This is a genomic window from Kribbella sp. NPDC043289 (assembly GCF_056436705.1).
Map to the genome: position 1 here is coordinate 1,214,467 of NZ_JBWKCB010000002.1, position 25,822 is coordinate 1,240,288.

At 69.0% G+C, this 25,822-nt stretch carries 26 protein-coding genes; 9 read left to right on the plus strand and 17 right to left on the minus strand.

Annotated features, from left to right (window positions below; translation table 11 throughout):
• The first annotated feature begins 64 nt into the window (after nucleotides 1-64).
• Both AC0662_RS17620 and AC0662_RS17625 read left to right on the plus strand, forming a co-directional pair.
• A complete protein-coding gene (locus AC0662_RS17620; protein WP_452195263.1) occupies nucleotides 65-925 on the plus strand; it encodes a LysR family transcriptional regulator in 861 nt (286 codons plus the stop codon).
• A gap of 35 nt (nucleotides 926-960) precedes the next feature.
• Nucleotides 961-1,704, plus strand: a complete 744-nt coding sequence (locus AC0662_RS17625; RefSeq protein ID WP_452195265.1) for a hypothetical protein — start codon at nucleotides 961-963, stop codon at nucleotides 1,702-1,704.
• On the opposite strand, the gene AC0662_RS17630 is transcribed toward AC0662_RS17625, so the two are convergent.
• The 3 genes from AC0662_RS17630 to AC0662_RS17640 form a co-directional block, all read right to left on the minus strand.
• Nucleotides 1,682-2,584, minus strand: coding sequence for an alpha/beta hydrolase (locus AC0662_RS17630; RefSeq protein WP_478301724.1), 903 nt, complete (start codon nucleotides 2,582-2,584; stop codon nucleotides 1,682-1,684). The genes AC0662_RS17625 and AC0662_RS17630 overlap by 23 nt on opposite strands.
• Nucleotides 2,581-3,108 (minus strand): maleylpyruvate isomerase N-terminal domain-containing protein, encoded by a 528-nt coding sequence (locus AC0662_RS17635; RefSeq protein WP_452195269.1) that lies wholly within the window; start codon nucleotides 3,106-3,108, stop codon nucleotides 2,581-2,583. Before AC0662_RS17635 ends, AC0662_RS17630 begins: the two co-directional genes overlap by 4 nt.
• Before the next feature lie 67 nt (nucleotides 3,109-3,175).
• Nucleotides 3,176-3,871: a TetR/AcrR family transcriptional regulator gene (locus AC0662_RS17640; protein WP_478301726.1), complete on the minus strand. Its 696-nt coding sequence runs from the start codon at nucleotides 3,869-3,871 to the stop codon at nucleotides 3,176-3,178.
• 108 nt (nucleotides 3,872-3,979) lie between these two features.
• Between AC0662_RS17640 and AC0662_RS17645 the strand changes: the two genes are divergently transcribed.
• Complete coding sequence (locus AC0662_RS17645) at nucleotides 3,980-4,963, plus strand: alpha/beta hydrolase (protein WP_452195273.1); 984 nt, start codon at nucleotides 3,980-3,982, stop codon at nucleotides 4,961-4,963.
• Nucleotides 4,964-5,022: 59 nt separating this feature from the next.
• Here AC0662_RS17645 and AC0662_RS17650 read toward each other — a convergent pair whose 3' ends face one another.
• Both AC0662_RS17650 and AC0662_RS17655 read right to left on the minus strand, forming a co-directional pair.
• On the minus strand, nucleotides 5,023-5,517 hold the full coding sequence (locus tag AC0662_RS17650) for a hypothetical protein (RefSeq protein ID WP_478301728.1): 495 nt from the start codon (nucleotides 5,515-5,517) through the stop codon (nucleotides 5,023-5,025).
• Nucleotides 5,518-5,943, minus strand: a complete 426-nt coding sequence (locus AC0662_RS17655) for a MarR family winged helix-turn-helix transcriptional regulator (protein WP_478301730.1) — start codon at nucleotides 5,941-5,943, stop codon at nucleotides 5,518-5,520.
• Nucleotides 5,944-6,058: 115 nt separating this feature from the next.
• On the opposite strand from AC0662_RS17655, the gene AC0662_RS17660 reads away from it, so the two are divergent.
• From AC0662_RS17660 to AC0662_RS17670, 3 genes are read left to right on the plus strand one after another with little or no spacing between them, the layout of a single operon-like run.
• On the plus strand, nucleotides 6,059-7,951 hold the full coding sequence (locus AC0662_RS17660; protein ID WP_478301731.1) for an ABC transporter ATP-binding protein: 1,893 nt from the start codon (nucleotides 6,059-6,061) through the stop codon (nucleotides 7,949-7,951).
• A gap of 55 nt (nucleotides 7,952-8,006) precedes the next feature.
• Nucleotides 8,007-10,343 (plus strand): glycoside hydrolase family 95 protein, encoded by a 2,337-nt coding sequence (locus AC0662_RS17665; RefSeq protein ID WP_452195280.1) that lies wholly within the window; start codon nucleotides 8,007-8,009, stop codon nucleotides 10,341-10,343.
• Nucleotides 10,340-11,800, plus strand: a complete 1,461-nt coding sequence (locus AC0662_RS17670; RefSeq protein ID WP_478301734.1) for an FGGY-family carbohydrate kinase — start codon at nucleotides 10,340-10,342, stop codon at nucleotides 11,798-11,800. Before AC0662_RS17665 ends, AC0662_RS17670 begins: the two co-directional genes overlap by 4 nt.
• A gap of 7 nt (nucleotides 11,801-11,807) precedes the next feature.
• Here the strand turns inward: AC0662_RS17670 and AC0662_RS17675 are convergent, their stop codons facing one another.
• From AC0662_RS17675 to AC0662_RS17715, 9 genes are all read right to left on the minus strand, one after another.
• Complete coding sequence (locus AC0662_RS17675) at nucleotides 11,808-12,545, minus strand: SDR family NAD(P)-dependent oxidoreductase (RefSeq protein WP_452195283.1); 738 nt, start codon at nucleotides 12,543-12,545, stop codon at nucleotides 11,808-11,810.
• Between the two features lie 344 nt (nucleotides 12,546-12,889).
• Entirely contained in the window at nucleotides 12,890-13,096 is a 207-nt protein-coding gene (locus AC0662_RS17680; RefSeq protein WP_478301736.1) for an antitoxin, read from the minus strand.
• A 90-nt stretch (nucleotides 13,097-13,186) separates the two neighbouring features.
• Complete coding sequence (locus AC0662_RS17685) at nucleotides 13,187-13,942, minus strand: isocitrate lyase/PEP mutase family protein (RefSeq protein ID WP_478301738.1); 756 nt, start codon at nucleotides 13,940-13,942, stop codon at nucleotides 13,187-13,189.
• The gene (locus tag AC0662_RS17690) at nucleotides 13,942-14,892 is read right to left on the minus strand and encodes a sigma-70 family RNA polymerase sigma factor (protein WP_478301741.1); all 951 of its coding nucleotides are present in this window, start codon (nucleotides 14,890-14,892) and stop codon (nucleotides 13,942-13,944) included. Before AC0662_RS17690 ends, AC0662_RS17685 begins: the two co-directional genes overlap by 1 nt.
• A complete protein-coding gene (locus AC0662_RS17695) occupies nucleotides 14,889-16,226 on the minus strand; it encodes a DHA2 family efflux MFS transporter permease subunit (protein ID WP_478301743.1) in 1,338 nt (445 codons plus the stop codon). The genes AC0662_RS17690 and AC0662_RS17695 overlap by 4 nt, the downstream gene beginning before the upstream one ends.
• A 126-nt stretch (nucleotides 16,227-16,352) precedes the next feature.
• Nucleotides 16,353-16,793: a PaaI family thioesterase gene (locus tag AC0662_RS17700; protein WP_478301745.1), complete on the minus strand. Its 441-nt coding sequence runs from the start codon at nucleotides 16,791-16,793 to the stop codon at nucleotides 16,353-16,355.
• Between the two features lie 19 nt (nucleotides 16,794-16,812).
• Nucleotides 16,813-17,526, minus strand: a complete 714-nt coding sequence (locus tag AC0662_RS17705; RefSeq protein WP_478301747.1) for an anti-sigma factor — start codon at nucleotides 17,524-17,526, stop codon at nucleotides 16,813-16,815.
• Entirely contained in the window at nucleotides 17,523-18,134 is a 612-nt protein-coding gene (locus AC0662_RS17710) for a sigma-70 family RNA polymerase sigma factor (RefSeq protein ID WP_478301749.1), read from the minus strand. Before AC0662_RS17710 ends, AC0662_RS17705 begins: the two co-directional genes overlap by 4 nt.
• Nucleotides 18,135-18,136: 2 nt before the next feature.
• Entirely contained in the window at nucleotides 18,137-18,811 is a 675-nt protein-coding gene (locus AC0662_RS17715; RefSeq protein WP_452195293.1) for a fasciclin domain-containing protein, read from the minus strand.
• Nucleotides 18,812-18,977: 166 nt separating this feature from the next.
• Between AC0662_RS17715 and aroQ the strand changes: the two genes are divergently transcribed.
• The gene (gene aroQ / locus AC0662_RS17720) at nucleotides 18,978-19,577 is read left to right on the plus strand and encodes a gamma subclass chorismate mutase AroQ (protein ID WP_478301752.1); all 600 of its coding nucleotides are present in this window, start codon (nucleotides 18,978-18,980) and stop codon (nucleotides 19,575-19,577) included.
• On the opposite strand, the gene AC0662_RS17725 is transcribed toward aroQ, so the two are convergent.
• The 3 genes from AC0662_RS17725 to AC0662_RS17735 form a co-directional block, all read right to left on the minus strand.
• Complete coding sequence (locus tag AC0662_RS17725) at nucleotides 19,578-20,573, minus strand: hydroxyacid dehydrogenase (protein WP_478301753.1); 996 nt, start codon at nucleotides 20,571-20,573, stop codon at nucleotides 19,578-19,580.
• A 9-nt stretch (nucleotides 20,574-20,582) separates the two neighbouring features.
• Nucleotides 20,583-21,800, minus strand: a complete 1,218-nt coding sequence (locus tag AC0662_RS17730; protein WP_478301755.1) for an MFS transporter — start codon at nucleotides 21,798-21,800, stop codon at nucleotides 20,583-20,585.
• 93 nt (nucleotides 21,801-21,893) lie between these two features.
• On the minus strand, nucleotides 21,894-23,690 hold the full coding sequence (locus AC0662_RS17735) for a sigma-54-dependent Fis family transcriptional regulator (protein ID WP_478301757.1): 1,797 nt from the start codon (nucleotides 23,688-23,690) through the stop codon (nucleotides 21,894-21,896).
• Nucleotides 23,691-23,838: 148 nt separating this feature from the next.
• Between AC0662_RS17735 and AC0662_RS17740 the strand changes: the two genes are divergently transcribed.
• Nucleotides 23,839-24,081 (plus strand): hypothetical protein, encoded by a 243-nt coding sequence (locus AC0662_RS17740; protein ID WP_452195302.1) that lies wholly within the window; start codon nucleotides 23,839-23,841, stop codon nucleotides 24,079-24,081.
• Between the two features lie 86 nt (nucleotides 24,082-24,167).
• Nucleotides 24,168-25,820, plus strand: coding sequence for a ferritin family protein (locus AC0662_RS17745; protein WP_452195304.1), 1,653 nt, complete (start codon nucleotides 24,168-24,170; stop codon nucleotides 25,818-25,820).
• The last annotated feature ends 2 nt before the right edge of the window (nucleotides 25,821-25,822 follow it).

Sequence of the window (25,822 nt, forward strand, 5' to 3'; positions counted from 1 at the left end):
TGCCCGGCACGGATCCATGCGTCCAATGCCAATCCGGCCGCGAACACATCGATAGCATCGATACATGCTCGATCTCGTCCGGCTGCGAGTGCTGGCCGCGGTCGCCGCGCACGGTTCGGTCACCGCGGCGGCCGCAGCGCTGCACTACACCCAGCCCACCGTCAGCCATCACCTCGCTCGCCTGGAGGCCGCGACCGGCGCGAAGCTGCTGCAGAAGGCCGGCCGCGGCATCCGCCTCACCCCTGAAGGAGAGGTACTGGCTCGCCGCGCCGCCGAGATCATCGGCCGCGTCGACGCGGCCGATGCCGAGCTTGCTGCGCTGGTCGGCCTGCGATCCGGCCGGGTCCGGGTCGGCGCCTTCAGCTCGGCTCTCAGCGTGCTCGTCCCACCCGCCGCCGCCGAACTCCGCCGCGCGCACCCGAACCTCGAGCTCGAGCTCACCGACGTCCACCCCCGGATCGCCACCCAGCAGCTCCGCGCCGGCGACCTCGACCTCGCGATCGTGTTCCGGTACGACGACGCGCAGCCCGACGACGGTCTGCGCTACACCCACCTTCGCGACGACCCGGTGCACCTGCTCAGCCGCCGTACCGGGGAGACGCTCACCGACCACCGGGACTCGGACTGGATCGCGGGCTGCGTGAACTGCCGGCGTGAGCTGCTAGACCACTGCGCGGACGCCGGATTCACCCCGCGGATCGCGTTCACCAGCGACGACATCATCGTCAAACAGGCCTTCGTCGCGGCCGGTCTCGGCGTCACGACCATGCCCGCGCTGGCGCTCCGGTCGCATCTCGCCGAAGGGGTCCGGACCAGTGTGGTGCCGATCGTCCGCCGGATCCACCTCGCGACGTACGGCGAACCTCCGGATCCACCGGCCACGGCCGCCTTCATTGCAGCCCTGAAACGAGTAACACTGGGGTAGCGGGGCCACTACGACTCCGGTTGGAGGTCCCTGCGATGGGGCACTGGGTGACCATGGTGGACGTCGAACTGCGGTATGTGCGGATCTGGCGCGCTGCCGTCGGCCTGCTGGTCGCGATCGGGGTGATCACCTCCTTGGTGTTCGTGTCACCGGCGACGAATCTGGCGGCCTTCCTGGTCGCCGGACTGACGGTCGGGGCCGTCTGCCTGAGTGTCGGGCTCGGGCGTGACCTGCCGTCCGGGGATCTGGTCTATCTGATCCCGCGCTGGGCCGTGCTCGGCGGACTGGGGGTGCTCGCGATCTGCGGGTACGCCGCCGCGGTCGGCGCGCGCACGGTGGCCTTGGTGTTCCTCGTGCTCGGTGTCTCCCCGCCCGTCATCGGCTGGCTGCGTTCCGGGCGCGCCGGCCGGCCCCCGCGGCGGCCGCCCCGCCGGCGCCGGCCCATCAAGTTGCCCAAGGCATCGAATCGGCAGCTGGCCAAAGTCCGGTCCGACTGCCGTCCCGTGGCGGACTGGCCGATGCCGAAGTACCTGGCTGCCGTGGTGCGGAACGTCAGTGAGTTGAGCGACGCCGAGCTCTGCCTGGCGTGGCGCCGCAGTTTCACCCAGCTCCAACGGGCCTTGGCGCCCGACCGGCGGCAGGCCATGGTCGACGTACGGCGTGCCTACCTGGACGAACTGGAGCGCCGGCATCCCGACTCGTTCGTGACCTGGCTCGCCTCCAACCCGCGGGCCGCCGGGGACCCGGCGCGCTTCTTCACTCACCGCGCCGACCACTGAGGTCGCGGAGTTCGGCCCCGATCAGCTCCACCGCGTGCCGCCCTGCCGACAGGACGCCGGGGAAGTTCAGGAACGCGTGCATGGTGTCGGCGTACTCGACCAATCGTGTCGGTACGCCGTCCTGCGTGAGGCGATCCGCATAGGTCAGGGCATCGTCGCGCAACGAGTCCCGGCCGGCCGCGAGTACGAGAGTCGGCGGCAGACCGGCAAGCGTGCTCGCGCGCAGCGGTACGGCGGTGGGCGGCGCATCGTCCGTCGGGAAGTACCACTCGTGCCAGTCCTCGTCCGGATGCAGATCCAGCGTCGGATAGCAGAGGATCTGCCGGTCCGGGAGCGGAGTGCCGTCGTCACGCGCGAGCAGACAGGCGCCCGCGGCCAGCGCGGCACCGGCGCTCTGCCCGCCCACCACGATCCGTCCGTCACCGTTCAGCTCGTGAACGTGCTCACGGATCCACGCGAGCGTGTCGCGGACGTCGTGAAGCCCCGCGGGAAAGGGGTCCTCGGGCGCCAGCCGGTAGTTCAGCGACACCACCGTGACGTCGGCGGCGACGGCGATCCCGGAGGTCGCGTACTCGATGTCACGCAGGTGCCCGCCGACGAAGCCACCACCGTGCAGCCAGAGCACGATCGGCCGGGGTTCCTTCGACATCCGGTAACTGCGTGCTTCCAATGACCGACCCGGCAGGTCGACGGTGAAGTCCTCGACGGTCGCTCGCCGATCACACGCACTCGCCAGCTCCGGATCGGGCAGATCCTCGCGGTCCAGCAGGAGCGCCTGATAGGCGTCCAGCGTCGGGTCCACCGGCTGGTTGGCGAGGTGCTTCAGCAGCGCGTCGATTTCCGGCCCGTACGTCGGGCTGTCGATGAGCTCGGCCCTCACGCGGAGACCGGCTGCAGATGACGGGCGGCGTGCGCGAACAGGAACCCGTCCGGCGTCGTCGACACGTACTCGGCCAAGGCCCCGATCCCGCCGTCGAACCCGGCCCCCGTCGACGGGTCCGTCCACGTCTGGTCGTCGTACTGCTCGAGCTCGGCCACCAGCGCGGCGCCGACGCTGCGGAACCGGTGCAGCAGCAGCTCGGACGGGATGAGCCGTCCGGCGTCGACGCCCCCGCGGTTGAGCGCACGACCGATCTCGGCCGTCTCCCACCGCGGATCGAGGCTCCAGTGCAGGCGGCCCGCCTTGGCGTCCCGCAGTACGGCGAGGGTGATCTCGTCCCACATCAGGACGTGCGCGACGAGGTCGTGCAGCGAGTCGCAGAAGTCGCCGAGCGGTCCGGCGCTGACGTCGTACGGCGCTCGCAGCTCGTCCTCACGCTGTCCTTCGACCCGGCTCAGCAACAGCTGCTGGTCCGTCCGGATCATCTCGGCGGCCTGCGCCGGTGTGGTTGTCGGTGTTCGCATGCCGACAATCAATCAGCCCCGCACGCTCGGCCCGGGCGGATTGCGCGAAGTCCTCAATCCACCGCGGCTACTCCAGCCCGAGCTCGGTGAGAACCTCGAGTGCCGGGCGATGCGGGGGAGCCGCCGCGACCAGGCCGCGGATGCACCCGGTCATCACCATCCGGAAGTACGCGTCCGAGCTGATCGGCGGAAGTGCCTGGTGGGCGGCGCTCAAGAGTTCGTCAGTGGCGAGCAGTGCGTAGACCTTCTCGAGTTCGCGACGGTGCGGACCTTCGAAGTACGGGCGATGCCGTTCCTCGGCGGCCGACAGGTTGATCGCCAGCGACGCGACCGTGCCGGACATCAGGACCGCGCTCGCCGGGCTGTACCCGCGCCGGCCGAGCGCCTCGATCGCCTCCCGCTGCAGCCGGACGCCCGACTCGCCCCGCGGGAACAGCCCCTGCATGTACGCCGCCAGTCCCGGGTGACCGACGACGAACGTGTGGATCTGCCCGGCGAACGACAACAGGTGCGCCTCGACGTCGTGGTCCGGGTCGTCGACGATGTGCAGCTCCCGCAGGACCGCCTCACCGACCAGCGCCTCGAGTCCGAGTTTGCCGTCGACGTGCCGGTACAGCGCGGTCGGTGAGACGCCGAGCGCGGTCGCGACGCCGTTCACCGTCAGGTTCGGCAGGCCGAGCCGCAGACCCTCCCGCTCGATGTCCGCGACGGTGATCTGTGCCTGGCGGCCGCCGGTCTTCCGGCGGGGCGGATGCGCTGTCACAAGTCTCCTCTGGCGGGGCTGACCCCAAAGTTATGCTACTAACTTAGATCGACACCGTCACTGACGGTGAATGTTCTGTCCCTTAACTCCTCAGAGATCCAGGAGATCATGGTGAGCGCACCTCGCCCCACCCGGCGCAACATCTTGAAGGCCGCCGGCGGGCTGACCGTTGCGGCCGGCCTCGGCGCCGGCACCATTCTGGCCACCTCGGTCGCCGCATCCGCGGCGGACGACGGCTTCGGCCTGCACATCAAAGACCGGAACGAAGACGATCCGCGGATGAAGTACTTCCGCTTCGAGACCGGCGAGATCGGCTGGGCCCCGGCCGTCAACGTGCTGGTACCCAGTGACTACGCCACCAGCGGCCGCACGTATCCGGTGCTGTACCTGCTGCACGGCGGCAACCAGGACTTCATCGAGTTCGACCGGCTCGGTATCCGGGAGTGGACCGCCGGCAAGCCGATCATCGTGGTGATGCCGGACGGCGGCAAGGCCGGCTGGTACTCCAACCCGGTCAGCAGCAACAGCGGCCCGCGGAACTGGGAGAACTTCCACCTGAACCAGCTCGTGCCGTGGGTGGACGCCAACTTCCGCACGCACGCCGAGGCCGCCGGCCGCGCCGTCTCGGGCTTCTCGATGGGCGGCTTCGGCGCGCTCAAGTACACCGCGAAGTACTTCGGGCACTTCGCCTCCGTCAGCTCGCACTCGGGCCCGGCCAGCGTCCGTCGTGACGCGGGCCTGGTCGTGCACTGGGCGAACGTGTCCTCGGCGGCCGTCGACCTGGCCGGCGGCACCATCTACGGCGCCCCGGCGTGGGACGAGAAGCGCGTCACCGCCGACAACCCGATGGAGAACCTCGAGCGCTACCGCGGCAAGCGCATCTTCCTGGTCGCCGGTACCAGCCCGAGCCCCGACCCGTTCGACTACGCCAACGAGACCCAGGTCCTGGCCGGCCACCGCGAGTTCAAGGCCGCTCTGGACAAGGCCAACATCGCCTACACCGCCCACGAGGACCCGGGCGGCCACATGGTCCGCCCGAACCGCATGATCGAGGACCTCGACGGCATCATCGCCCACCTCAAGAAGGCCTGACCCAACCTTGGGGAGGATCGTGTACCCACATCGGGCACAGGATCCTCCCCGAGCCGGCATCAGGTACGGCGTCGGCGTCGGCGTACCTGATCCACGACGATGAGGGCCGCACCGATCGCGCCAGGTATGAAGAACGCCGCGAGCGCCGACGCCGCGGGCTTCAGGAACACATCGGCCGTGTGCCGCCGACCGACGAAGTACGTCGCTTCGCCCGTGCACGCCACCTCGACGGTCTGCGCCGGCACCTTGTCGACCGAGTGCGCGACCACGTAGTACAGGTCCCCGGCGTCGTCCCACTGCTCGTGGCGGGCCGGCGGCTTCAGGTCGATCGCGGTGCCCTGCGCGTCGTGCGCCGAACAGCTCTGGGCGGCGTTCTTGGTGGTGGAGAAGATCGTCAGTCCGACACCGTCGATCGCGATCGGCCGGCCGTCGACGGGGGTGGGGGAGCCCGGGATCGCGCCGGTGAGTTGCTGGATGAAGTACATGGCGACGAGTAGGCCGGCCGCGACGAATGCGGCGCCGACGTACGTCAGCACCGGGCGGGAGGTGCGCATTCAGTCCTCTGCGAGGCATTGGAGAAGAGTGATCAGGGTCTGTTGCTCGCGGTCGTTCAGGCGGGTCAGTTGACTGACCATCACGTCGCGGCGCTTCTCCCGGAGGTTCGCGAGGATCTTGCGGCCGTCCGGCGTGAGGTCCACCAGTGTCGCCCGCCGGTCATGGGGATCTGGTTGTCGGGCTACCAGTCCGGCCGCCTCCAGGTCGTCGACGACCGAGGTGGCCGAGCGCGGCACGATGCCGAGGCGGGCCGCGAGTTCGCTCAGGCGCAGCGTCTGTTCGGCGTTGTCCAAGGTTCGCAGTACCCGGAACTGCCCGTGCGTGACGCTGTCCCCGAATCCTTCCCGGGACGCCCGCCGCTGCCGCCGGACGATCCGATCCAGCAAGCCGGCGATCTGCTCCGCGGCGTCGTCAGGCGCATTCATGTGCAGAGCCTAGTGGGCCGCTCGCGGGCGCGGGGGAACAAACGGACATGTTGTGAGGTTAGCTCATAGTGAGTTAAGCTCAGTAATGTCCGAACTGCCCATCGGAAGGATCTGCATGTCACAGATGTCCGGGCTTCCGGGTGGGGGAGGCGGCGGTGGTCGGGCGATGCGCTCGCTGCTGAAGGACTCCTCCGTCCGGCATCACAAACTGTCCGCGGGCACCCTGCGCCGAATCCTCGGCTTCGCCCGCCCGTACCGCGGCTATCTGGCCGCCTTCCTCGTTCTCGTCGCGCTCGACGCCGGCACCGGAGCCGTCACGCCGCTGCTGTTCCGCGCGATCATCGACAAAGGCATCGTCCCGGGCCATGCCCAGGTCGTCGTCTGGCTCGCCCTCGTCGTCGCCGTGCTCGCCCTCGCGAACAGCGCGATCACCCTGGCCGAGCGCTGGTTCTCGGCCCGGATCGGTGAAGGTCTCGTCTATGACCTGCGGACCGCGGTCTTCGACCATGTCCAGCAACTCCCGGTCGCGTTCTTCAGCCGTACCCAGACCGGTGCTCTGATCCAGCGGCTGAACGGCGATGTCCTCGGCGCCCAGCAGGCGTTCACCTCGACGCTGTCCAACGTCGTCAGCAACCTGCTCAGCGTCGCCCTCGTGCTCGGCGCGATGTTCGTGATGTCCTGGCAGATCACGCTCCTCGCCCTCGTCGTCCTCCCGCTCTTCGTGATCCCGGCCCGGCTGCTCGCCGGGAAGTTGCGCGAGGCAACGGCTGAGACCTACAAGCTGAACGCCACGATGGCGCAGACGATGACCGAGCGCTTCAACGTCGCCGGCGCCGTGCTCGCCAAGGTGTTCGGCCGTACCCAGGACTCCTCGAAGGACTTCGCCGGCAAGGCCGCCCGGGTCCGCGACATCGGCGTCACCACCGCCATGTACGCGAGTGTCTTCCGCGTCTCGCTCACGTTGGTCGCCGCTCTCGCGGTCGCCCTGGTGTACGGCGTCGGCGGTGTGTTCGCCGTCGAGGGAGCGCTCGGGATCGGTACGGTCGTCGCGCTCACGGCGTACCTGAACCGGCTGTACGGGCCGTTGACCGCGCTGTCCAACATCCAGGTCGACGTGATGACGACGCTGGTCAGCTTCGAGCGGGTGCTCGAGGTGCTCGACCTGCCGCCGATGGTTGCCGATCGTGAGGATGCGAAGAAGCTCCCGCCGACCGCGGAGCCGTCGATCGAGTTCGATCACGTGTCGTTCCACTACCCGTCCGCCGCGGAGGTGTCGCTCGCCTCTCTGGAGTCGGTCGCGACGCTGTCGGCCGAGACCGGGGAAGAGGTTCTCGAGGACGTCACGTTCACCGTCGAACCCGGCCAGATGGTCGCCGTCGTCGGCCCGTCCGGTGCCGGCAAGTCGACGCTGTCGTCGCTGGTCTCCCGGATGTACGACGCCACGGGTGGAGCCGTCCTGATCGGCGGTCACGACGTCCGGGAAGTCACCCAGAGCTCGCTGCGCGCGGCGATCGGTGTGGTCACGCAGGACTCGCACATGTACCACGACACGATCCGTGCGAACCTGCTGCTCGCCCGACCCGACGCCACCGACGCGGACCTACGCGAGGCTCTGGAAGCGGCTCAGATCGCGGCTCTCGTCGACAGCCTGCCCGACGGTCTCGACACCGTGGTGGGCGATCGCGGGTACCGGTTGTCCGGCGGCGAACGGCAGCGCCTCGCCATCGCCCGGCTGCTGCTCAAGTCGCCGTCGATCGTGATCCTCGACGAGGCCACCGCGCACCTGGACTCCGAGTCCGAGGCCGCCGTACAGACCGCCCTCGCGAACGCACTCGTCGGCCGTACGTCGCTGGTCATCGCGCACCGCCTGTCCACGATCCGCAACGCCGACGTCATCCTGGTCCTCAACGAGGGCCGCATCCACGAGCGCGGCACGCACGAACAGCTCCTCGCGCACGGCGGCCTGTACGCCGATCTGTACGCGACCCAGTTCACCAAGGCCGCCTGACCGATCGCTGGACCCCCGCTCGCGCCACAGTGGTCGGCGGGGGAGGATCTTCCTCATGAGAGATCGGATGACTGCGGCCGCCACCGAGCTGACGTACGACGCTCCCGCGGCGAACTGGCTCGAGGCGTTGCCGGTGGGGAACGGGCGGATCGGGGCGATGTGCTTCGGCGGACCCCGGCAGGACCGGATCGCCCTGAACGACGAGACCTGCTGGTCCGGCAGTCCGGAGACCATGCGCCGGCTCGCCACCCCGCTCGGCGCGGTCGGAGCCGATGCGGTCGATCGTGTGCGGGCAGCCGTTGCGGCGGGCGACGTACGGACGGCTGAGGAGCTCGCGCACGGGTTCCAGAGTGGGTACTCGCAGGCGTACCTCCCGCTCGGTGACCTGGTCCTCGACTTCCAGCTCGACGGCGAGGTCACGCAGTACCGGCGGCGACTCGACCTCGATGAGGCGGTGGCTCGCGTGGAGTACGAGGTGGCTGGGGTCGCGGTCTGGCAGGAGGTGTTCGTGAGCGCGCCGGCGCAGGCATTGGTCCTACGTCTGGGCGCCTCGCAGCCGCTCACCGTGACGCTCCGCCTCAGCTCGCAACTCCGCGGCGATACCGAAGCCGTCGGCGACAACGGGCTTGCGCTGCTCGCGGTCTGCCCGTCGTCCGTCGCGCCACCGCACGGCAACGTCGACGAACCGATCCAGTACTCCGACGGTGACGACCGCGGCATGAGTGCGGCGGTCGTCCTGCGCGCGCAGACGGACGGCGTACTCGAGCCGACCGACGAAGCGCTGACGATCACGAACGCCACCGACGTACTCGTGGCGCTGTCCACTGCCACCGGCTACGTGGACCCGCACACGACCCCGACCAAGACGCCGGCCGAGTGCCGCGATGCGGCCGACGCCATCTTGCAGAACGCCCTCACGAAAACGCCGGAAGCCCTTCGGCAAGAACACGTCGACGACTACCAGGCGTTGTTCCGCCGCTCGATCCTCATGCTGCCGTCGACCGTGGAGCTGAGCACCGACCGCCGCCTCACGCAGGCAGGCGACGACCCCGGCCTCGCCGCGCTGATCTACAACTTCGGCCGCTACCTGATGATCGCCAGTTCCCGTCCCGGCGGCCTGCCCACCAATCTGCAGGGGATCTGGAACGAGCACCTCCAGCCGCCGTGGAGCTCCAACTACACGGTCAACATCAACACCGAGATGAACTACTGGCCCGCCGAGACCACGTCACTATCGGAGTGCCACGAGCCGCTCCTGCGGTACGTCGGCGAGCTCGCCCGCGCGGGCCGCCGTACCGCGGAGGTCCTGTACGGCGCGAACGGGTGGACCGCCCATCACAACGCCGATGCCTGGTGCTGGACCGCTCCGGTCGACGGCAACCCGAAGTGGTCGAACTGGCCGATGGCGGGCGTGTGGTTGTGCCGTCACCTCTGGGACCACTACGCGTTCACCGGCGACCGCGACTACCTCCGCGACGCCTGGCCGGTACTGCGGGGCGCCGCCGAGTTCTGTCTCGACTGGTTGGTCGAACTCCCGGACGGCTCCCTCGGCACCGCGCCGTCGACCTCGCCCGAGAACGAGTACATCGCCGCCGACGGCCAACCGGCCTCGGTCACCACCTCGTCGACGATGGACCTCGCCCTGATCGCCGACCTCTTCGACCGTTGCGGCCAGACCGCGGCCGAGCTCGGCCTCGCCGACCCGCTGATCGACGACCTCGCCGCCGGGCGCAAGCGGATCCCGGACCCGAAGGTCGGCAGCCAGGGCCAGCTGCAGGAATGGCTCGAGGACCTGCCCGAAGCTGAGCCGCTGCACCGTCACACGTCGCACCTGTTCGGCCTGCACCCGGGCGACCAGATCACCCCGGACGGTACGCCGGAACTCGCGGCGGCCGCGGCCCGCACTCTCGAGCTGCGCGGTGAGAAGAGCACCGGCTGGTCGCTCGCCTGGCGGATCTCGCTCTGGGCGCGGCTCCGCGACGGTGCCGCCGCGCACCGCCTGGTCCGCGAGCTGCTCACCCCGGCCGGGGATTCGGGCACGGATTACGTCGGTGACGGTTCCGGCCTGTATCCGAACCTGTTCTGCGCGCACCCGCCGTTCCAGATCGACGGCAACTTCGGCGCCACCGCGGGGATCGCCGAGATGCTCCTGCAGAGCCACGCGGGCGAACTCGAGATCTTCCCCGCGCTGCCGGCCGCCTGGCCGGAGGGCGCGATCACGGGCCTACGGGCGCGTGGCGGTGTCGCGGTCGACCTCGCGTGGTCCAGCGCGGCCGCGAACGCCGTCCTCACGGCTGATCGCGACACCACGGTCGTGCTGCGGCACGGGGATCGCCGCGAGGAGGTGTCTCTGACCGCCGGGGTCCCGCACACCTGGACAATTGCTGGATGAGCTTCGTCATCGGGGTCGACATCGGAACCGGCAGTACGAAGGCTGTGCTGAGCACGCTGGACGGGGAGGTCGTGGCGGTCGCCCGTCGCGACCACGCCCCGAGCCTGCCGCAGCCGGGCTGGGCCGAGATGGATCCCGAACGCGACTGGTGGGGCGACGTCACTGAAGTACTCACCGAGCTGACGAGCACACCGAGAGACGTTGCCGCGGTGTGCGTCTCGGGACTCGGGCCGTGCGTCGTCCAGACCGACGACGACCTGCGCCCCCGCCGACCGGCGATCCTGTACGGCGTCGACACCCGATCGACCCGGGAGATCGCCGAGATCACCGAGCAGCTCGGCGCGGAGGCGATCCTCGAACGCTGCGGCAAGGACCTGTCCAGCCAGGCGATCGGCCCGAAGCTCGCGTGGTTGCGCCGCGAGGCCGGCGCGGCGTGGCGCCCGCAGGACCGCTGGTTCAGCGCGCATTCGTACGTCGTGGCGCGGCTGACCGGCGAGTGGATCCTCGATCACCACACCGCCAGCCAATGCGACCCGTTCTACGACATCCACCGCCAGGACTGGGCGACGGACTGGGTCGAGGCGGTCCTGCCCGGCCTCGCGCTGCCGCGGTTGGTGTGGCCGTCCGAACAGGTCGGCGTAGTTGGAGAAACGGCCGCCGCGGCAACGGGCCTCACTGTCGGTACGCCGGTCGTCGCGGGGACCGTCGATGCCTGGGCCGAGGCGTTCAGCGTCGGCGTACGACGTCCTGGCGATCTGATGGTGATGTACGGCTCGACGATGTTCTTCGTCCAGGTGCTCGAGGCACCGACCAGCGTGCGCGGTCTGTGGACGGCCTCCGGTGTCGAGCCCGGATCGCACACGCTGGCTGCCGGTATGGCGACGTCCGGGACGGTCACCACCTGGCTGCAGGAGCTCACCGGCGGTGCGCCGTTCGACACGTTGCTGCGCGAAGCGGCCGCTGTCCCGGCCGGTAGCGAGGGGCTGGTCATGCTGCCGTACTTCAGTGGCGAACGAACCCCGATCTACGACCCGCTCGCGCGCGGTGTGATCGCCGGCCTGACGCTGCGCCACGGTCGCGGTCACCTGCTGCGCGCGGCGTACGAGGGGATCGCTTGTGGTGTCCGGCAGATCCTCGACATCTTCGGACCGGCCGACCGGATCGTTGCCGTCGGCGGCGGAACGCAGGGCGGCCTCTGGACCCAGATCGTCAGCGACGTCGCCGGCATCTCCCAAACTGTGCCCGAGCAGACGATCGGCGCCGCGTACGGCGATGCGCTACTGGCCGCCATCGGGATCGGAGCCGTCCCACCGAGTACTGACTGGACCAGACCACATCACGTCGTCACGCCCGATCCTTCGATCGCGGCGACGTACGACGGACTGTTCCAGACCTACACCGAGCTCTACCCGGCCACGCGAGACCAGATCCACCGGCTCGCCGAGTCCGTGGAGTAAGAGAGGTTCACTCCAGGTCGCGAACGTGGAGCACGGCGCCGCTCTCGACGTCGCGGTTCATCAGGGACCAGATGGCGCGGGCCACCGATTCGGGTGTCGCAAGCTTGCCCTGGGCAGCCATCTCGCGAAAGCGGGTCGACTCCGGCACCTGTTCGGGACTCGACGCTCGCAGTTCGGCCTGCATGTCGGTGTCGACCGAACCGGGGGCCACCGAGACCACCCGGCAGCTCAGGCTGCGGCGCTGTTGCTCCAGCCCGACCGTGCGTACCCATTGGTCGATGGCGGCCTTGGCCGCGCAGTAGCTCGATTCGCCTTCGTGTGGTCGTTTCGCCGCGCCCGACGACACCATGATCAGGTGCTTCTCGAAGTCCCCGCCGGCGACCGCGTTCAGGAACGAGTGTCCTAGCACCTGAGCGGCGGCCGAGTTCAGCAGCACGTTACGGGTGTATTGCTCGGTGTCGACACGGTCCGCCGGGCCGAGCGGTGTGAGTGTCCCGGCGTTGTGGATGAACACCACCAGGTCCGGGGCGCCGGCTTCGATCCGTTGCCGGAAGTCCTTCTCGACCATCGGCCACGCGTCGGGTGAGGCCAGATCCACCGCGACATGGTTGGCGCCGGGGGTTCCGCCCCGGCGCGAGATGTCGATCAGTTCCGCGTTCTCGAACGGGACTGTCGCGGCGAGTGCCGCCCCCAGTCCGGCCGAGGCCCCCGAGATCCAGACCAGGGCACGGCGCAACGGATTCATTGCTTGCCCTCCCCCGAGTGCAGGCAAAAATCCAAGCGTCATGCAGTTCCCCCCTGCCGACCCACCCGTCCCCCTCGCAAGCAGAGCGTACGACGGGAAACGCCGTAGACGAAGGCCTGTCGGGGTTTTTGATCAGGTGTTGACGCTCGGCCTATCAGTGAATACTCAGCCGATTCACAGCGAGTTTGTTGCTCAGGGCTCCTACTGTACGGAACAGCGTCGGCCGGTGACGGTTCGCAGCCAGGTCCGCCGTGCCGGCGAGTGTCGTGCTGAGAGCCGGCTGAGAGAGCGTGGCCCACGCGGAGCGGCCGCGGTGAGGTCCGCGGCCGCTCGGGCGTTCCGGTTCAGGACTCGTTGTCGTCGTTCTGACCGCCGAGGTTGTCCAGCTGGTCCTTGGCGAAGTCCTTGCCCTGGTCGATCTGGTCGCCGTGCTCGCCACCGGTCTTCTCGTTGACGAACTCGCCGGCCTTGTCCAGACCTTCGTCCACCTGTTCGCCGTGCTCGCGCGCCAGGTCGCCGGCCTTGTCCTTCATGTTGTCGAACATGCCCATCGTTTTTTCCCCGTTCCGTCGATGGTTGCCTTCCACTACCTAGGCGCCATTACCCGATCGCCCGGATTCCACACCGGTCCGCGCGGAGATTCATCCGGCAAACGGATTCCGGTCCGCTTGCAGGGCGGGAAGGACGCTGCCGGCGAAGGTTCCGTACAGGTGCCGCTGGAACATCGGCCCGAAGCTGATCCGGGCGACGCCGCGCGCCGTGTAGTCGGCGAGCGAGTTGGCGCCCTGCCCGTAGCCGACGTTCACGGGACCGGTGATCTCCTTCACCAGCGTGCCGATCAGGTCGAGATCACCGACACCGATCGGATACACACAGTCGGCACCCGCGGCGAGGTAGCGGGTGGCACGATCGAGTGCGGTCCGTAGCTGTTCCTCCGGCGTACCGGCCTGGCGGACGAAGGCGTCGATCCGGGCGTTGATCACCAGCGCGTCGCCCGCCGCGGCACGGACCGCGGCCAGGAAGTCGGCCTGTTCGGACGGATCGACCATCGCACCGGTCGACGGCTCGGAGTCCTCGAGGTTGAGGCCGACGGCGCCGGTGGCGAGGAACCGCTCGACGAGTTCGGCCGGTGCCAGCCGGTAACCGCGTTCGAAATCGACGGTGACCGGTACCGCCACCGAGCGCGCGATCTGGGTCGCGGCGGTCAGCACCTCGTCAACGGGGGCGTGCTCGCCGTCGTCGTACCCGAGGACGGCCGCGGTGGCGTTGCTGCTCGTCGCCACGGCGGAGAATCCGGCGGCCTCGATCAGCCGGGCCGATGCCGCGTCCCAGGCGTTCGGGACCACGAGTGGTGTTCCGGGGACATGCAGTCCCCGCAGGGTAGTTGCCAAAGACATCAAGATCTCCGATGGATCAACGGCAGCCCGAAGGCTGGGAACAAAGACGGTTGGTGGAACGCGAGCACCGCCGAGATCCCGGCATCGGCAAGGCTCAACACCTTGATCGAGTGCGCGTGGAACAAGTCGTCGGTGCCGCGGATGTACAGCGCGAATGCGGGCTGACCGTTCGCCGAGGTCTCGACGAGCACCCGCCGGTCCGGCCCGGATCGCAGTTTCGAGTCCAGCAGCCGCAGTACGTCGGTGCGCCCGCTGAACCAGGTCGGGATCGGCGGCATCTCCCACCGCGCGTCCTTGGTGAACAGCCCTTCCAGGACGACGAGGTCCTTACTCTCCATCGCCGCCTGGAACTGGTCGAGCAGGGCCCGCCGGAGCGGCTCGTGCGGCTCGCTCAGCTCGTCCTCCCGCGGTTGCCGCCGAGCCAGTTCGGCGCGGGCCCGCTGCAGCGAGCTGTTCACCGCGGCGGTCGTTGTGTCGAGCAATGAGGCGACGTCCGCGGCGGGCCAGGTGAGCACCTCGCGCAGGATCAGTACGGCGCGTTGCCGCGGCGGGAGGTGTTGCATCGCAGCGACCATCGCCAGTCGCAAGCTCTCCCGGTCGCCGACCACCGTGGCCGGGTCGGCCCCGAGCAGCTGGTCCGGGAACGGCTCCAGCCAGGGCACCTCCAGGGCCTGGGCGTGCAGCTCGTCCGGATCGTTGCCCGGGGCACCCAGCGCTGACGGGACCACCCGTCGGCTGCTGTGCTGCAGGAGGTTCAGGCACACGTTGGTGGCGATCCGGTACAGCCAGGTCCGGACCGTCGAACGGTGCTCGAAGTCCGCGTGGCCCCGCCAGGCGCGCAGGTACGTCTCCTGGACCGCGTCCTCGGCGTCGTGCAGCGAGCCGAGCATCCGGTAGCAGTGCGCGACCAGCTCGCCCCGGTGCTGCGCGAACTCCTCCTCGAGGTTCATCCGGCTCCCTCCACCGCCTGAGCTGCAACCGGCTCGACCGGCTCGTGCGTCCGCCGGTGCGCCGCGATTCCCAGACCCGACACCGCCCCGAGCAACGACAGTACGCCGCCACCCGCCAGCGCCCGGCTGAATCCGTCACCGGTGTAACCGCCGGCCGCTGTGAACACCGACCCGAGGACCGCGACGCCGGCCGCACCGCCGAGCTGTCGGTTCATGCTGTAGAGACCGGACGCGATGCCGACGGCTTCGCGCGGAAGTGCCACCATCGCGGCGCTCTGGGCTGCCGGCATCGCGAGCGAGATCCCGCAGCCGGTGATGACCAGCGGCGCGATCAGTTCCCAGTAGTGGTCGGCGCCGCGGCTCACCCAGAACATCCCGCCGGTCTGCAGCGCCATCCCGATCACGACCAGCGGACGTTCGCCTATGCGGTCGACCAGCCGGCCGGCGATCGGCCCGACCACGAACAGCGTCGCCGTCCACGGCAACAGTTGCAGACCGGCCTTGAACGGTCCCGATCCGAGCACCGCCTGCATGTACTGCGAGAGGAAGAAGACCGCACTGATCAGTGCCGCGCTCAGGAAGAAACCGGCCGAGTTCGCAGCGGTGAACGTCCGGTTCCGAAAGAACCCGAGCGGCACCATCGCGTGGTCGGTCCGTCGCTCCCAGAACCCGAAGGCAGCCAGCAGCACCACCCCGGCCGCGAACGCACCGAGTACTTCGGCACTCGTCCAACCGGCCGACTCACCCCGCACCGTGCCCCACACCAGCCCGAGTACGGCGAGACTGATCAGCACCGCACCGACCAGATCGAGCCGCCGCGCCGGCCCGGTGCTCTCCGGGACCTTCGTCAGCACCAGCGCGATCGCGACCACGCCGATCGGCACGTTGATCCAGAAGATCCACTGCCAGGACAGCCCTTCGGTCACCGCACCACCGATCAGTGGCCCACCGAGGACGGCGATCCCGGTCACGCCGCTGAACACGCCGATCGCCTGACCGCGCCGCTCCGGCGGGAACGCCGCCCCGAGCAGGCCCATCGCCAGCGGCATCACCATCGCCGCGCCGATACCCTGCACGGCGCGCGCCGCGATCAGGAACGGCAGCGACGTGGCCAGCGCGCAGGCGATCGACGACGCGGTGAACAGTGCCAGTCCGGCCGCATAGGTACGCCGTCGGCCCAGGCGGTCGCCGATCGCGGCGGCCGTCATCAGAAGCATCGCGAAACTCAGGCCGTAGGCGTTGACCGTCCACTCCAGCTGCTCGGCGGATGCGCCGAGGTCAGTGCGGATCGTGGTCAGCGCCGCGGCCACCACCAGGGTGTCCAGCGCCACCATCACCGATCCGAGGGAGGTCAGCCCCAGAACCCATCGTTGTTGACTCGTCGTTCGTCCAGAGGATTGCTTCACACCTCTACAGACCAGCGGGAGGTGCCGAACTCATCGGTGCGATGAGTACGAATTTCAGCGCTCGGGACGTGCCTCGACCTGCATCAGCGTCTGCTGCCCGACAGCGACCAGCGTGCGGCGCTCGGCGACCACCCCGAACACGTCGAGCCGGCAGATCGTCAGCGTTCGGCCGGGCTTGATCACGGTCCCGACCGCCTCCAGCCGCTCGCCCTCGGCCGGGGCGAGCAGGTTGATCTTGAACTCGACCGTGAGCACCGTCGTACCGGCCGGGAACAACGTGAAGGCGGCGTACCCGCCGGCGCTGTCGGCGATCGAACTGGTCGCGCCGGCGTGGAAGTAGCCGTGCTGCTGCGTCACCTCGGGCCGGCTCGGCAGCACGATGTGCACCTCACCCGGGGCGATGTGCGAGATCCGCGCCCCGAGGTGTTCCATCAGCCCCTGACGGTCGAAACTCGCCTGCACCCGGCCCCGTACGTCGGCGGTGGCCTCCTCCATGCGGGGAGCGTACCGGGCGTCAGGCCAGCGGGATCATCGCCGCGGCCGGGAGTGTCGGCGTACCGGAGCCGCCGTCAGGTTCGACGGTGAGTCCGAACGCGGTCATCCCGGTTGTCGAACCGTCGATGACCTTGGTCAGGTCGCCGGCGGCCAGGCCGACCGAATGGGCGGTCTTGTCCGGGTCGATCATCCACAGCTGCCAGGTCCGGTCGTGCGGGAGCTTCGGGAGATCCTTCAGGACGACGACCGACTTGTTCGCCGCCGAGGACAGTACGACCGTGGCCTGACCGCCACCCTCGACGCCGCCGTGCACGGTCCGGGCATCGGGCTGGGTGAGGACGGCCGCGATCTGCTGGTTGGCCTGCTCGACAGCGGCCCGGTCCCGGTACTGGTCGACCGCGACACCGCCCGCGGCCGCGACCACCACGGCCGCCGCTGCCAGCGTGAGTAGCGAACGCCGGCTGAAGCGACGGACCTTCGGCGCGGAGCCGGGGACCTGCGGCGGCAGTTGCCGAACGTTCTCGATGGCTGCCATCACGTTCGCCTTCAATGCAGGCGGAGGCGGGGTCGAGACCTGGGTGGCCAGCTTGACCGCGGCGGCACGGAGTTCGGCGACCTCGGCGGTGCAGAACGTGCACTCGGTGAGGTGCGCCTCGAAGCGCGTCCGCTCGACGTCCGGCAACGCGTCGAGGACGTAAGGACCGGCGAGAGTGTGGACGTCGGGTTCCGTCATGACTGATGCCCCTTTGTCGTTCCGAGGCAGTCGCGGAGGCGGATCAGGCCGTCACGCATTCTCGCCTTGATGGTCGGGAGCTTGGCGCCGAGTTGTTGTGCCACCTCTGGGTACGTGTAGCCGTTGTAGTACGCGAGCTCGATGGATTCCCGTTGCAGGTCGGTGAGGGTGCCGAGGCAGCGGCGTACCTGCTCGGCTTCGAGACGGGTGCTGACGGTGTCGGCGACCTGGTCGAACGCGACGTCGGCGGACCGGGCGCCGACGAGTTCGGTGCGGTCGGCCGCGGACTGTTCGGAGCGCACCCGGTCGACGGCGCGACGGTGCGCGATGGTGAGGATCCACGAATGCGCGGAGCCGCGGTCGGCGTCGTACCTGGTGGCGGTGCGCCAGACGTCGAGCATCACCTCCTGGGTGACCTCTTCGGACTGCGCGGGGTTGCGGAGGATCCGCCGTACCAGGCCGAACACCCAGGGCGAGACGCGGTCGTAGAGGGCACTGAAAGCGGCGGTGTCACCCGTCGCCGTCAGCACCAGCAGATCACCGTCCGAGACCGCGCCGGATCGCGAAGGCGATCCGGCGGGCCAGGGAAGCGCGGTGGGTTCGTTCACGGTCAGCTTGCCGGAGGCATCAGAACGGAGTCGATGAGGTACACCGTAGCGTTCGCCGTCTTCACGCCGCCGCAGATCACGTTGGCGCCGTTCACCTTGAGAGCGTCGCCGGAACCGGTGACGGTGACCTGCTGCTTCTCGACCGTTGCGTGCTTGCCGACCACGGCGGTCGGGTCGAGCTGGCCGGCGACCACGTGGTAGGTGAGGACCTTGGTCAGCAGGGCGTCGTTGGTCTTCAGCGTGGCGACGGTGGCCGCGGGGACCTTCGCGAACGCGGCGTCGACGGGCGCGAAGACGGTGAATTCGCCGCCGTTCAGGGTGGGGACCAGGTTGACCTTCGGGTTGAGCTTGCCGGACACGGCCGCGACGAGCGTCTTCAGTAGCGGGTTGCCGGAGGCGGCGGTGGCGACCGGGGCCGCGGCCATGCCGTCGATGGAGCCGGCGCCGGACGGGTTCGCCTTCGCGTAGTCGGCGCAGCCCGGTCCGACCATCCCCGAGGCGGCCGGGTCCATCGAGGACTCGCTCGCGGACGGTGAACTCATCGACGGGGAGCTGCTGGCCGACGTACTGGAGGATCCGCTCGAGCTGTTGTTGTCGCTGCCACCACAGGCGGATGCGGTCAGTGCGAGAGCCAGTGCGGTGGCGGCGAGACCGGCGCGGGTGAGGTGCTTGGACATGACGTGATCTCTTTCCCGGAGGAGGTGCGGACACGGCTACTTCGGCGCGGGCCGGCGACCGGATGGGTCCGGAACGGGATTGATTTCTGGGAGTGAGCGTTCGTGCACCCGTTGCGGCGTACAGTCGCGTGCCGTCCAGGAGTTGTCAGGGGAGAGGGTGGACCACGTGCTTCGGAAGTTGATCACCGCAACCATCGCGGCCGGGACTGTCGGCGCGTCCGCGCTGTTCGTCCTACCGGCCGAGGCCGCGCCGGTTCCCGTGGAGGTGGCGGCGCCGGCGGCGCGAGTGTCCACGTTCGACGGGCTGACCGAGTTGATGATCCAGCGGATCGTGATCGGTGACGACGTGGCGGCCTCGAAGTACTTCAGTGGGAAGCCGGTCGACGATCCGGTGCGCGAGCAGCAGATCCTGGAGTCGGTGCGCCAGTCCGCCGTACAGCTCGGGATCGATCCGGAGTCGACCGCGCAGTTCTTCCAGGCCCAGATCGACGCCAGCAAGGTCGTCCAGCGCGGTCTGCTCGCCTACTGGGCCGCTCACCCGGACAAGGCGCCGACCACCGGTCCCGACCTCACTGTGATCCGCGAGAAGCTCGACGCTCTCACCACGCAGCTCCTCGCCGAGCTGGTCCGCGTCGACCACCTCCGCCAGACGGGTCCGCGGTGCACGATCAGCCTGTTCGTCTCGACCACGTCGGCGGACATCCGGCACCACCTCGACCAGTTGCACCGCCAGGCCGTCCGTACGGCGTCGGCGACCGTCTGCTGATCAGCCCATGCGGGCGAGTGCGGCCTCGGTCAGCTCGTGCTCGAGAGGACGTCCGGCCGCGTAGTGCTCGATCTCGGCGGCGGTGATGGTGCCCATCTCGAGGTAGCACTCAACGGTCGCGGCGGCCTGGTGGGGCATCAGCAGGACGTTCGGCAGCGAACGGAACGGGCTGTCGGCCGGCAGCGGCTCCTCGTCGAAGACGTCCAGCGCGGCGTCCAGCCGGCCGGACTTCAGCTCGGCCAGCAGGGCATTGGTGTCGACGAGCCAGGACCGCGCGGTGTTGACGAGCGACGTACCGTCGGCCATCAGCGCGAGCTCCCGGGCACCGATCAGGTGATGGGTCTCCGGGAGAGTGGGTGCGTGCAGCGCGACGACCCGGCTGGTGCGGAGCAGGTCGTCCAGCGGGAGCCGGTAGACGCCGAGCTCGGCGGCGCGTTCATCGGTGAGATACGGGTCGTGGACGACGACCTCCGCCCCCAGCGCGACCAGCATCTTGATGTACTCGAGCCCGGTCCGGGACGCCCCGACCACCCCGATCCGGGACGCCGGGAGACCGTGCTGCGGCGGTTCCTCCTCGCGCCAGGCGCCACGGTGCATCGCGTGGTCGAACCGGTGGATGCGATGCAGCATGCTCAGCGTGAACGCCAGCGACACCTCGGCCACCGGGCGCGCCATCGCCTGCCCCGCCTGCGTGATCCGGATATCGCGCCGGAACATCTCGTCGGTCACGAAGTGCTTCACCGACGACGCGCTGTGGGCGATCAGCCGCAGCCGGTCCGCGTGATCCAGCACCGCGGCCGTCAGCGGGGCCGCACCCCACGACGTGATCAGTACGTCGGTCCCGGGCAGTGCCGCCGTCAACGCCTCGGCGTCCCGCGGATCGTCCAGAACGACGACCTCCCCGAGCGCCTCCAGGCGCGCCACACTCGACGGCGCGAACACCATCTCCCGGAAGACGGGCGTCGCGGCGAGCACAATGCGCAGCTTTTCGGTCATGACCGAATCCTAACGAACGAGCCGATCGGCGGGCCGGGACGCGCGGACGACGAGTAGGTGCAGCCCGACGGTGATCGCCAGGACGGTGGCCGAGACGCCGAGCAGTCCGTTGGCCGATGAGCCCGCGGTCAGGGCGACACCGCCGAGCCCGCTGCCGAGCGCCGATCCGAGCGAGATCGCGCTGCCGTTCAGCGCCATCACGATCGCCGCCGAATCCGGTGCGAGCGACGCCAGCCGCGCCTGCTGCGGTACGGCGGCACCGCCGTTCCCGACCCCGGCGCTGAAGAACCAGACCAGGCCCCACACGGCAGCCACCACGGCCGGGGCGAGCATCAACGCGATCATGCCGAGCACCGCGTTCAGCAGCAGCCCGATCAGGACGATCGTCAGCACCCGGATCGCGCTGAACTTGTCGACCAGCCGTCCGGTCACCGCATTGCCGGCCATACTCGCGACGCCGTACCCGAACATGATCACGATGATCGCCCAGTCGGCGTGGAAGTGCGGCCCGAGGATCAGCGTCGCGTAGGTGAAGCAGGCGTAGCTGCTGCACAGGATGCCGGTGGTGACGAACAGCCCGGCGACGAGCCGCGGCTGGCCGAGTGGCCGGAGCCGTTCGACGAGCGTCCCGCCGGCCAGGTGCAGCCGGGGTAGTCCGAGCAGGATGCCGATCAGCGCGATCGTGCCGACCACCGCGACCAGGATCATCGGGAACCGCCAGCTCGACTGTCCGAGCAGCAGACCGACCGGTACGCCGAGCGCGGTCGCCGTCATCCAGCCACCGAGCACGAACGACAGCGCCTTCCCGTGGTGCTCGACCGGCGTCAGTGCGATCACGTACCCGGTGACGGCCGCGTTCAACAGGCTGCCGCCGAGCGCGGCGATGACCCGGCCGCTGAGCGCGATCGGGTAGTTGGTGGCGATCCCCACCACCAGGTTGCCGAGCACGAACACGCTCAGTGCGAGCGCGATCGTCGTCCGGCGCTCCCACCGGGAGGTCAGGGTGCCGAGCACGGGGCCGGCCAGCGCCGCGGTGAACGCGAACACCGACATCAGTTGCCCGGCGGCGGCCGCGGTGACGTCGAGGTCGCCGGCGATCTGGGGAAGCAGCCCGGCCAGTACGTAGCCGTCGATCCCCATCGAGAACGTCGCGACGGCCAGCCAGATCAACGGGCGATAGGAGAAACTCCCGCCCTCCACCGCCCCAGCGGCGCGCGTCTGCGTCATTCGCCCATCTCACCCCGAGCGACGCGCCCGCGGCAAGGGCAAATTGATCAAATATGTCGAAAGTAGCGAACCGAGGTGCAGCTCCGATCAGCTTTACGGAGGCTGGATTCCATAGTCGTGGATCTTGCGGTAGATGGTTGCGCGGGACATCCCGAGTGACTTGGCGGCGCGGCCCTTGTGGCCGTCGTTGGCGACCAGGCTGCGGATGATCGCGTCCCGTTCGAGCGCCTCCAGCTGGCTCAGGCTGCGCCGGCTGATCGCCTGCGCCCGGGCCGGCAGGTCCGCGGGGGTGATCACCCCGGTACGCCGGCGGCGTGCGACGACCTGCTTCAGGACCTGGCGCAACTCCGCGGTGTTTCCCGGCCACGCGGACCGGAGCAACTGCTGCATGGTGTCCGGCGCGCAGGCCAGGTCGCCGTGGCTCAACTGGTTCAGGAACTGCGGCACCAGCTCACGGACGTCCTCGATGTGGTGGCGCAGCGGCGGTACCTCGATCGTCAGCGGGAAGAGCGAGAGCAGCTCACCGAGATCCGGCGGCTCGGTGTCGTCGGCGGTGAGGGTGACAGCGATCCACGGCGGGTCGGCGGGGCGGTGCTCGAGGACGTCGTACAAGGCCTCGAGTGTGGCCACGACGCCGCCCTTGTCGAGGCACTCGACGTGCCGGATCACCAGCGCCTGCACAGAGTCGTCGGCCAGCTCTGCCACGAGTTCGGCGGCGAAACCGGCGCCCAGCCGTGCGGCGTCGACGATGTGGAACAGCCCTGCTGGGTTGTTCTGCTGGTGTGCGGCGCGTGCGAGCGCGACCTTGCCGACGCCCCGCTCGCCGGTCAGCACCACCCATTGGCCGGCACGGCAGGCGTTGTCGACCTCACGGCCGCTGACCAGCCACGGCGCGCTTCGGCCGACCAGACCCGGCAGGACCGGACGCGGTGGCGGACGATGCCCCGAGGCCGGCGTACTGAGGCCGGTGGCGGATGAATGCGGGCTGACCTGGATGATCCCGGCGCCCGGGCCACCGGTGACCGGCCGGCACATGATGCGCACCCGCGCGCCGGTGGGCAGCTCGGTCGTCACCGACTCGGTCGTCCCGCGGGCGAGAATCACGGCCGCCTGATCGAGCACAGCGCGCTGGTCCGCGGCATCGAGCAACTGCCGCGCCTGCGCGTTCATCAACAGCAGGTCGTCGTCGATCGCGAGCACCATGTCACCGAGGCGGCGCGAGCTCTGCAGGTACGCCTCCAGCAGCGAGAGCTCGCGCGCGGAGCTGTCCTTCAGCAACGCGGCGCGGATATTCGCGGCCGTCGTCTTCGCCAGCGCCATCAGCAGCGAGCCCGCGTCCTTGCGCCAGCACGTCAGGTCGATCGCGCCGACCGTCTTGCCGTTCACCGGATGCTTGATCGGTACGCCGGCACACGCCAGGTCCTCGAGATCCTCGGCGTAGTGCTCGTGACCGAACACGTGCATCGGCCCGCCACCCTCGAGCGCGGTCCCGATGCCGTTGGTGCCGGCGAACTGCTCGGCATAGCTGAATCCCGGCGCCAGGAAGACCTTGTCGAGGTGCCGGGCCAGCTGAGCGTCCGCTGTGAGGCGCTGCAGGACCAGACCCGTGCGGTCTGTGAGGATCACGCTGATCGGCTGACCGTCGAGGTTCTCGTGCAGCTGCCGCAACACCCCGCTCGCACTGCGGGTCAGCGGGACGTCCAGATCCGGGTCCGCGACGTACGGCAGCGTGATCCGGTCGGCCGGCAGGTTCCAGCGCCGCGATCGCGCCCACGAGGCGAGGATCGGCGGCCGCACGTCCTGCGGCTTGACCGGATCGAGGGTCAGGAAGTTCAACCGGGCCGAGGCGGTCCGCCGGTTGTCCTCCAGTGACGGTGCGAGTTCGTCCACGGGCCCTCCCCCTGCCAGGCGGGTGCCGCGAACCACGGGACCCCACCCGGTTCTCTTCGAGAGTAGTGCAGCCGCCCGCGCAAGCACCGTCTCAGAATGAGACAACCATTCGGGCGCGCTGGGTTTGTGATGCGGGGAGGAGGTTTCGATGACTGATTCGCAGCCCGAAGAGTCGTACAACCCTTGGACAGTCGTTCATTTCGTCTTCGAGCACCTGACCGACGCCGGCCTGCATCCCGTCCTCGGCGCGACCGGGCACCCGGGCGAGCCGGCCGCGGAACTCCTGCGCTGCTTGGGTATCCGGCCCGATCCGCAGGGTGACCAACGACTGGCCGAACAGACCGAAGCACGCCTCGCAGAACTCCGGGAGGCCTTCTTCGAGGAGCCGTGACCGGCATCTCAATTTGAGACCTCAGCCCACTCGTGACGGCGATGTACTGCAAGAACAAAGCCGGCCACATGAGCGGGAGGAGTGCCATGAGTCGCCAGAGCGTGGCTAAGGCCCACCAGAAGATCCAGGAATTGTCATGGGAACCGGCGTATCACGAGCCGGTATCCCAGTACGGAACGGACTACACGTTCCGTAAGGCACAGAAGAAGGACCCGCTGAAGCAGGTGCTGCGGTCGTACTTCCCGATGCAGGAGGAGAAGGACCACCGGGTCTACGGCGCCTCCGACGGCGCGATCCGCGGCAACATGTTCCGCCAGGTGCAGGAACGCTGGCTGGAGTGGCAGAAGCTGTTCCTGAGCATCATCCCGCTGCCGGAGATCTCCGCCGCGCGGGCGATGCCGCTGCTGTTCCGCACCGTGCCGAACCCCGAACTGCACAACGGGCAGGCCATCCAGATGATCGACGAGGTCAGGCACTCGACGATCCAGCAGAACCTCAAACGCCTGTACATGAACAACTACATCGACCCGGCCGGCTTCAACTCCAGCCTGCGGGACTTCCAGAGCGACTACTGCGGCACGATCGGCCGGCAGTTCGCCGAGGGGTTCATCACCGGTGACGCGATCACCGCGGCCAGCATCTACCTGACGATCGTGGCCGAGACCGCGTTCACCAACACGCTGTTCGTCGCGATGCCCGCCGAGGCCGCCGCGAACGGCGACTACCTGCTGCCGACGGTCTTCCACTCCGTGCAGTCCGACGAGTCCCGGCACATCAGCAACGGGTACGCCACGCTGCTGATGGCGCTGTCCGACGAGGACAACCACCAGCTGCTCGCCCGCGACCTGCGCTACGCGTGGTGGAACAACCACCGCGTCGTCGACGCCGCGATCGGCACCTTCATCGAGTACGGCACGAAGGACCGCCGCAAGGACCGCGAGTCGTACGCCGAGATGTGGCGCCGGTGGATCTACGACGACTACTACCGCAGCTACCTGGTGCCGCTGGAGAAGTACGGCCTGGAGATCCCGCACGACCTGATCGAGGAGGCGTGGAACCAGATCTGGAACAAGGGCTACGTGCACGAGGTCGCGCAGTTCTTCGCCACCGGCTGGCTCGCCAACTACTGGCGGATCGACCCGATGACCGACAAGGACTTCGAGTGGTTCGAGTACAAGTACCCGGGCTGGTACGACAAGTACGGCGCCTGGTGGGAGAACTACAACCGGCTGTCGAGGCCGAACGGGCACAAGCCGATCGTCTTCGAGGACGTGGACTACGAGTACCCGCACCGCTGCTGGACGTGCATGGTGCCGTGTCTGGTCCGTGAGGACATGGTGATGGCGAAGGTCGACGGCCAGTGGCGGACGTACTGCCACGAGATGTGCAAGTGGACCGACGAGACCGCGTTCCGCCCGACTTACATGGGCCGGAACACGCCGAACATGGGCAAGTTGATCGGCCACCGCGAGTGGGAGACCTTGTACCACGGCTGGAACTGGGCCGACGTGGTGTCGGACATGGGCTTCGTCCGCGACGACGGCAAGACCATGGTCGCGCAGCCGCACCTCGACCTGGACCCGAGCAAGATGTGGACCCTCGACCACCTGCGCAAGTGCCCGCCGCTGGCGAGCCCGAACGTACTGCTGAACGAGATGTCCGACGACGAGCGGACCGCCTTCGCGGCGCGCTACGTCAAGGGCGGCCCGGCCGGACGCTTCGCTCCTGCCGACACCTGATC

Excerpts from the sequence above, each read along its gene's own strand:
- AC0662_RS17705 (WP_478301747.1), bottom strand. The coding sequence starts at position 17,526 with ATGACGGAACCCGACGTCCACACTCTCGCCGGTCCTTACGTCCTCGAC.
- AC0662_RS17745 (WP_452195304.1), top strand. The coding sequence starts at position 24,168 with ATGAGTCGCCAGAGCGTGGCTAAGGCCCACCAGAAGATCCAGGAATTG.
- AC0662_RS17715 (WP_452195293.1), bottom strand. The coding sequence starts at position 18,811 with ATGTCCAAGCACCTCACCCGCGCCGGTCTCGCCGCCACCGCACTGGCT.
- AC0662_RS17650 (WP_478301728.1), bottom strand. The coding sequence starts at position 5,517 with ATGCGCACCTCCCGCCCGGTGCTGACGTACGTCGGCGCCGCATTCGTC.
- AC0662_RS17620 (WP_452195263.1), top strand. The coding sequence starts at position 65 with ATGCTCGATCTCGTCCGGCTGCGAGTGCTGGCCGCGGTCGCCGCGCAC.
- AC0662_RS17655 (WP_478301730.1), bottom strand. The coding sequence starts at position 5,943 with ATGAATGCGCCTGACGACGCCGCGGAGCAGATCGCCGGCTTGCTGGAT.
- AC0662_RS17665 (WP_452195280.1), top strand. The coding sequence starts at position 8,007 with ATGAGAGATCGGATGACTGCGGCCGCCACCGAGCTGACGTACGACGCT.
- AC0662_RS17725 (WP_478301753.1), bottom strand. The coding sequence starts at position 20,573 with ATGACCGAAAAGCTGCGCATTGTGCTCGCCGCGACGCCCGTCTTCCGG.
- AC0662_RS17685 (WP_478301738.1), bottom strand. The coding sequence starts at position 13,942 with ATGTCTTTGGCAACTACCCTGCGGGGACTGCATGTCCCCGGAACACCA.
- AC0662_RS17635 (WP_452195269.1), bottom strand. The coding sequence starts at position 3,108 with ATGCGAACACCGACAACCACACCGGCGCAGGCCGCCGAGATGATCCGG.
- AC0662_RS17680 (WP_478301736.1), bottom strand. The coding sequence starts at position 13,096 with ATGGGCATGTTCGACAACATGAAGGACAAGGCCGGCGACCTGGCGCGC.
- AC0662_RS17690 (WP_478301741.1), bottom strand. The coding sequence starts at position 14,892 with ATGAACCTCGAGGAGGAGTTCGCGCAGCACCGGGGCGAGCTGGTCGCG.
- AC0662_RS17660 (WP_478301731.1), top strand. The coding sequence starts at position 6,059 with ATGTCACAGATGTCCGGGCTTCCGGGTGGGGGAGGCGGCGGTGGTCGG.
- AC0662_RS17645 (WP_452195273.1), top strand. The coding sequence starts at position 3,980 with ATGGTGAGCGCACCTCGCCCCACCCGGCGCAACATCTTGAAGGCCGCC.
- AC0662_RS17670 (WP_478301734.1), top strand. The coding sequence starts at position 10,340 with ATGAGCTTCGTCATCGGGGTCGACATCGGAACCGGCAGTACGAAGGCT.
- AC0662_RS17695 (WP_478301743.1), bottom strand. The coding sequence starts at position 16,226 with ATGGTGGCGCTGGACACCCTGGTGGTGGCCGCGGCGCTGACCACGATC.
- AC0662_RS17625 (WP_452195265.1), top strand. The coding sequence starts at position 961 with ATGGGGCACTGGGTGACCATGGTGGACGTCGAACTGCGGTATGTGCGG.
- AC0662_RS17675 (WP_452195283.1), bottom strand. The coding sequence starts at position 12,545 with ATGAATCCGTTGCGCCGTGCCCTGGTCTGGATCTCGGGGGCCTCGGCC.
- AC0662_RS17700 (WP_478301745.1), bottom strand. The coding sequence starts at position 16,793 with ATGGAGGAGGCCACCGCCGACGTACGGGGCCGGGTGCAGGCGAGTTTC.
- AC0662_RS17740 (WP_452195302.1), top strand. The coding sequence starts at position 23,839 with ATGACTGATTCGCAGCCCGAAGAGTCGTACAACCCTTGGACAGTCGTT.
- AC0662_RS17730 (WP_478301755.1), bottom strand. The coding sequence starts at position 21,800 with ATGACGCAGACGCGCGCCGCTGGGGCGGTGGAGGGCGGGAGTTTCTCC.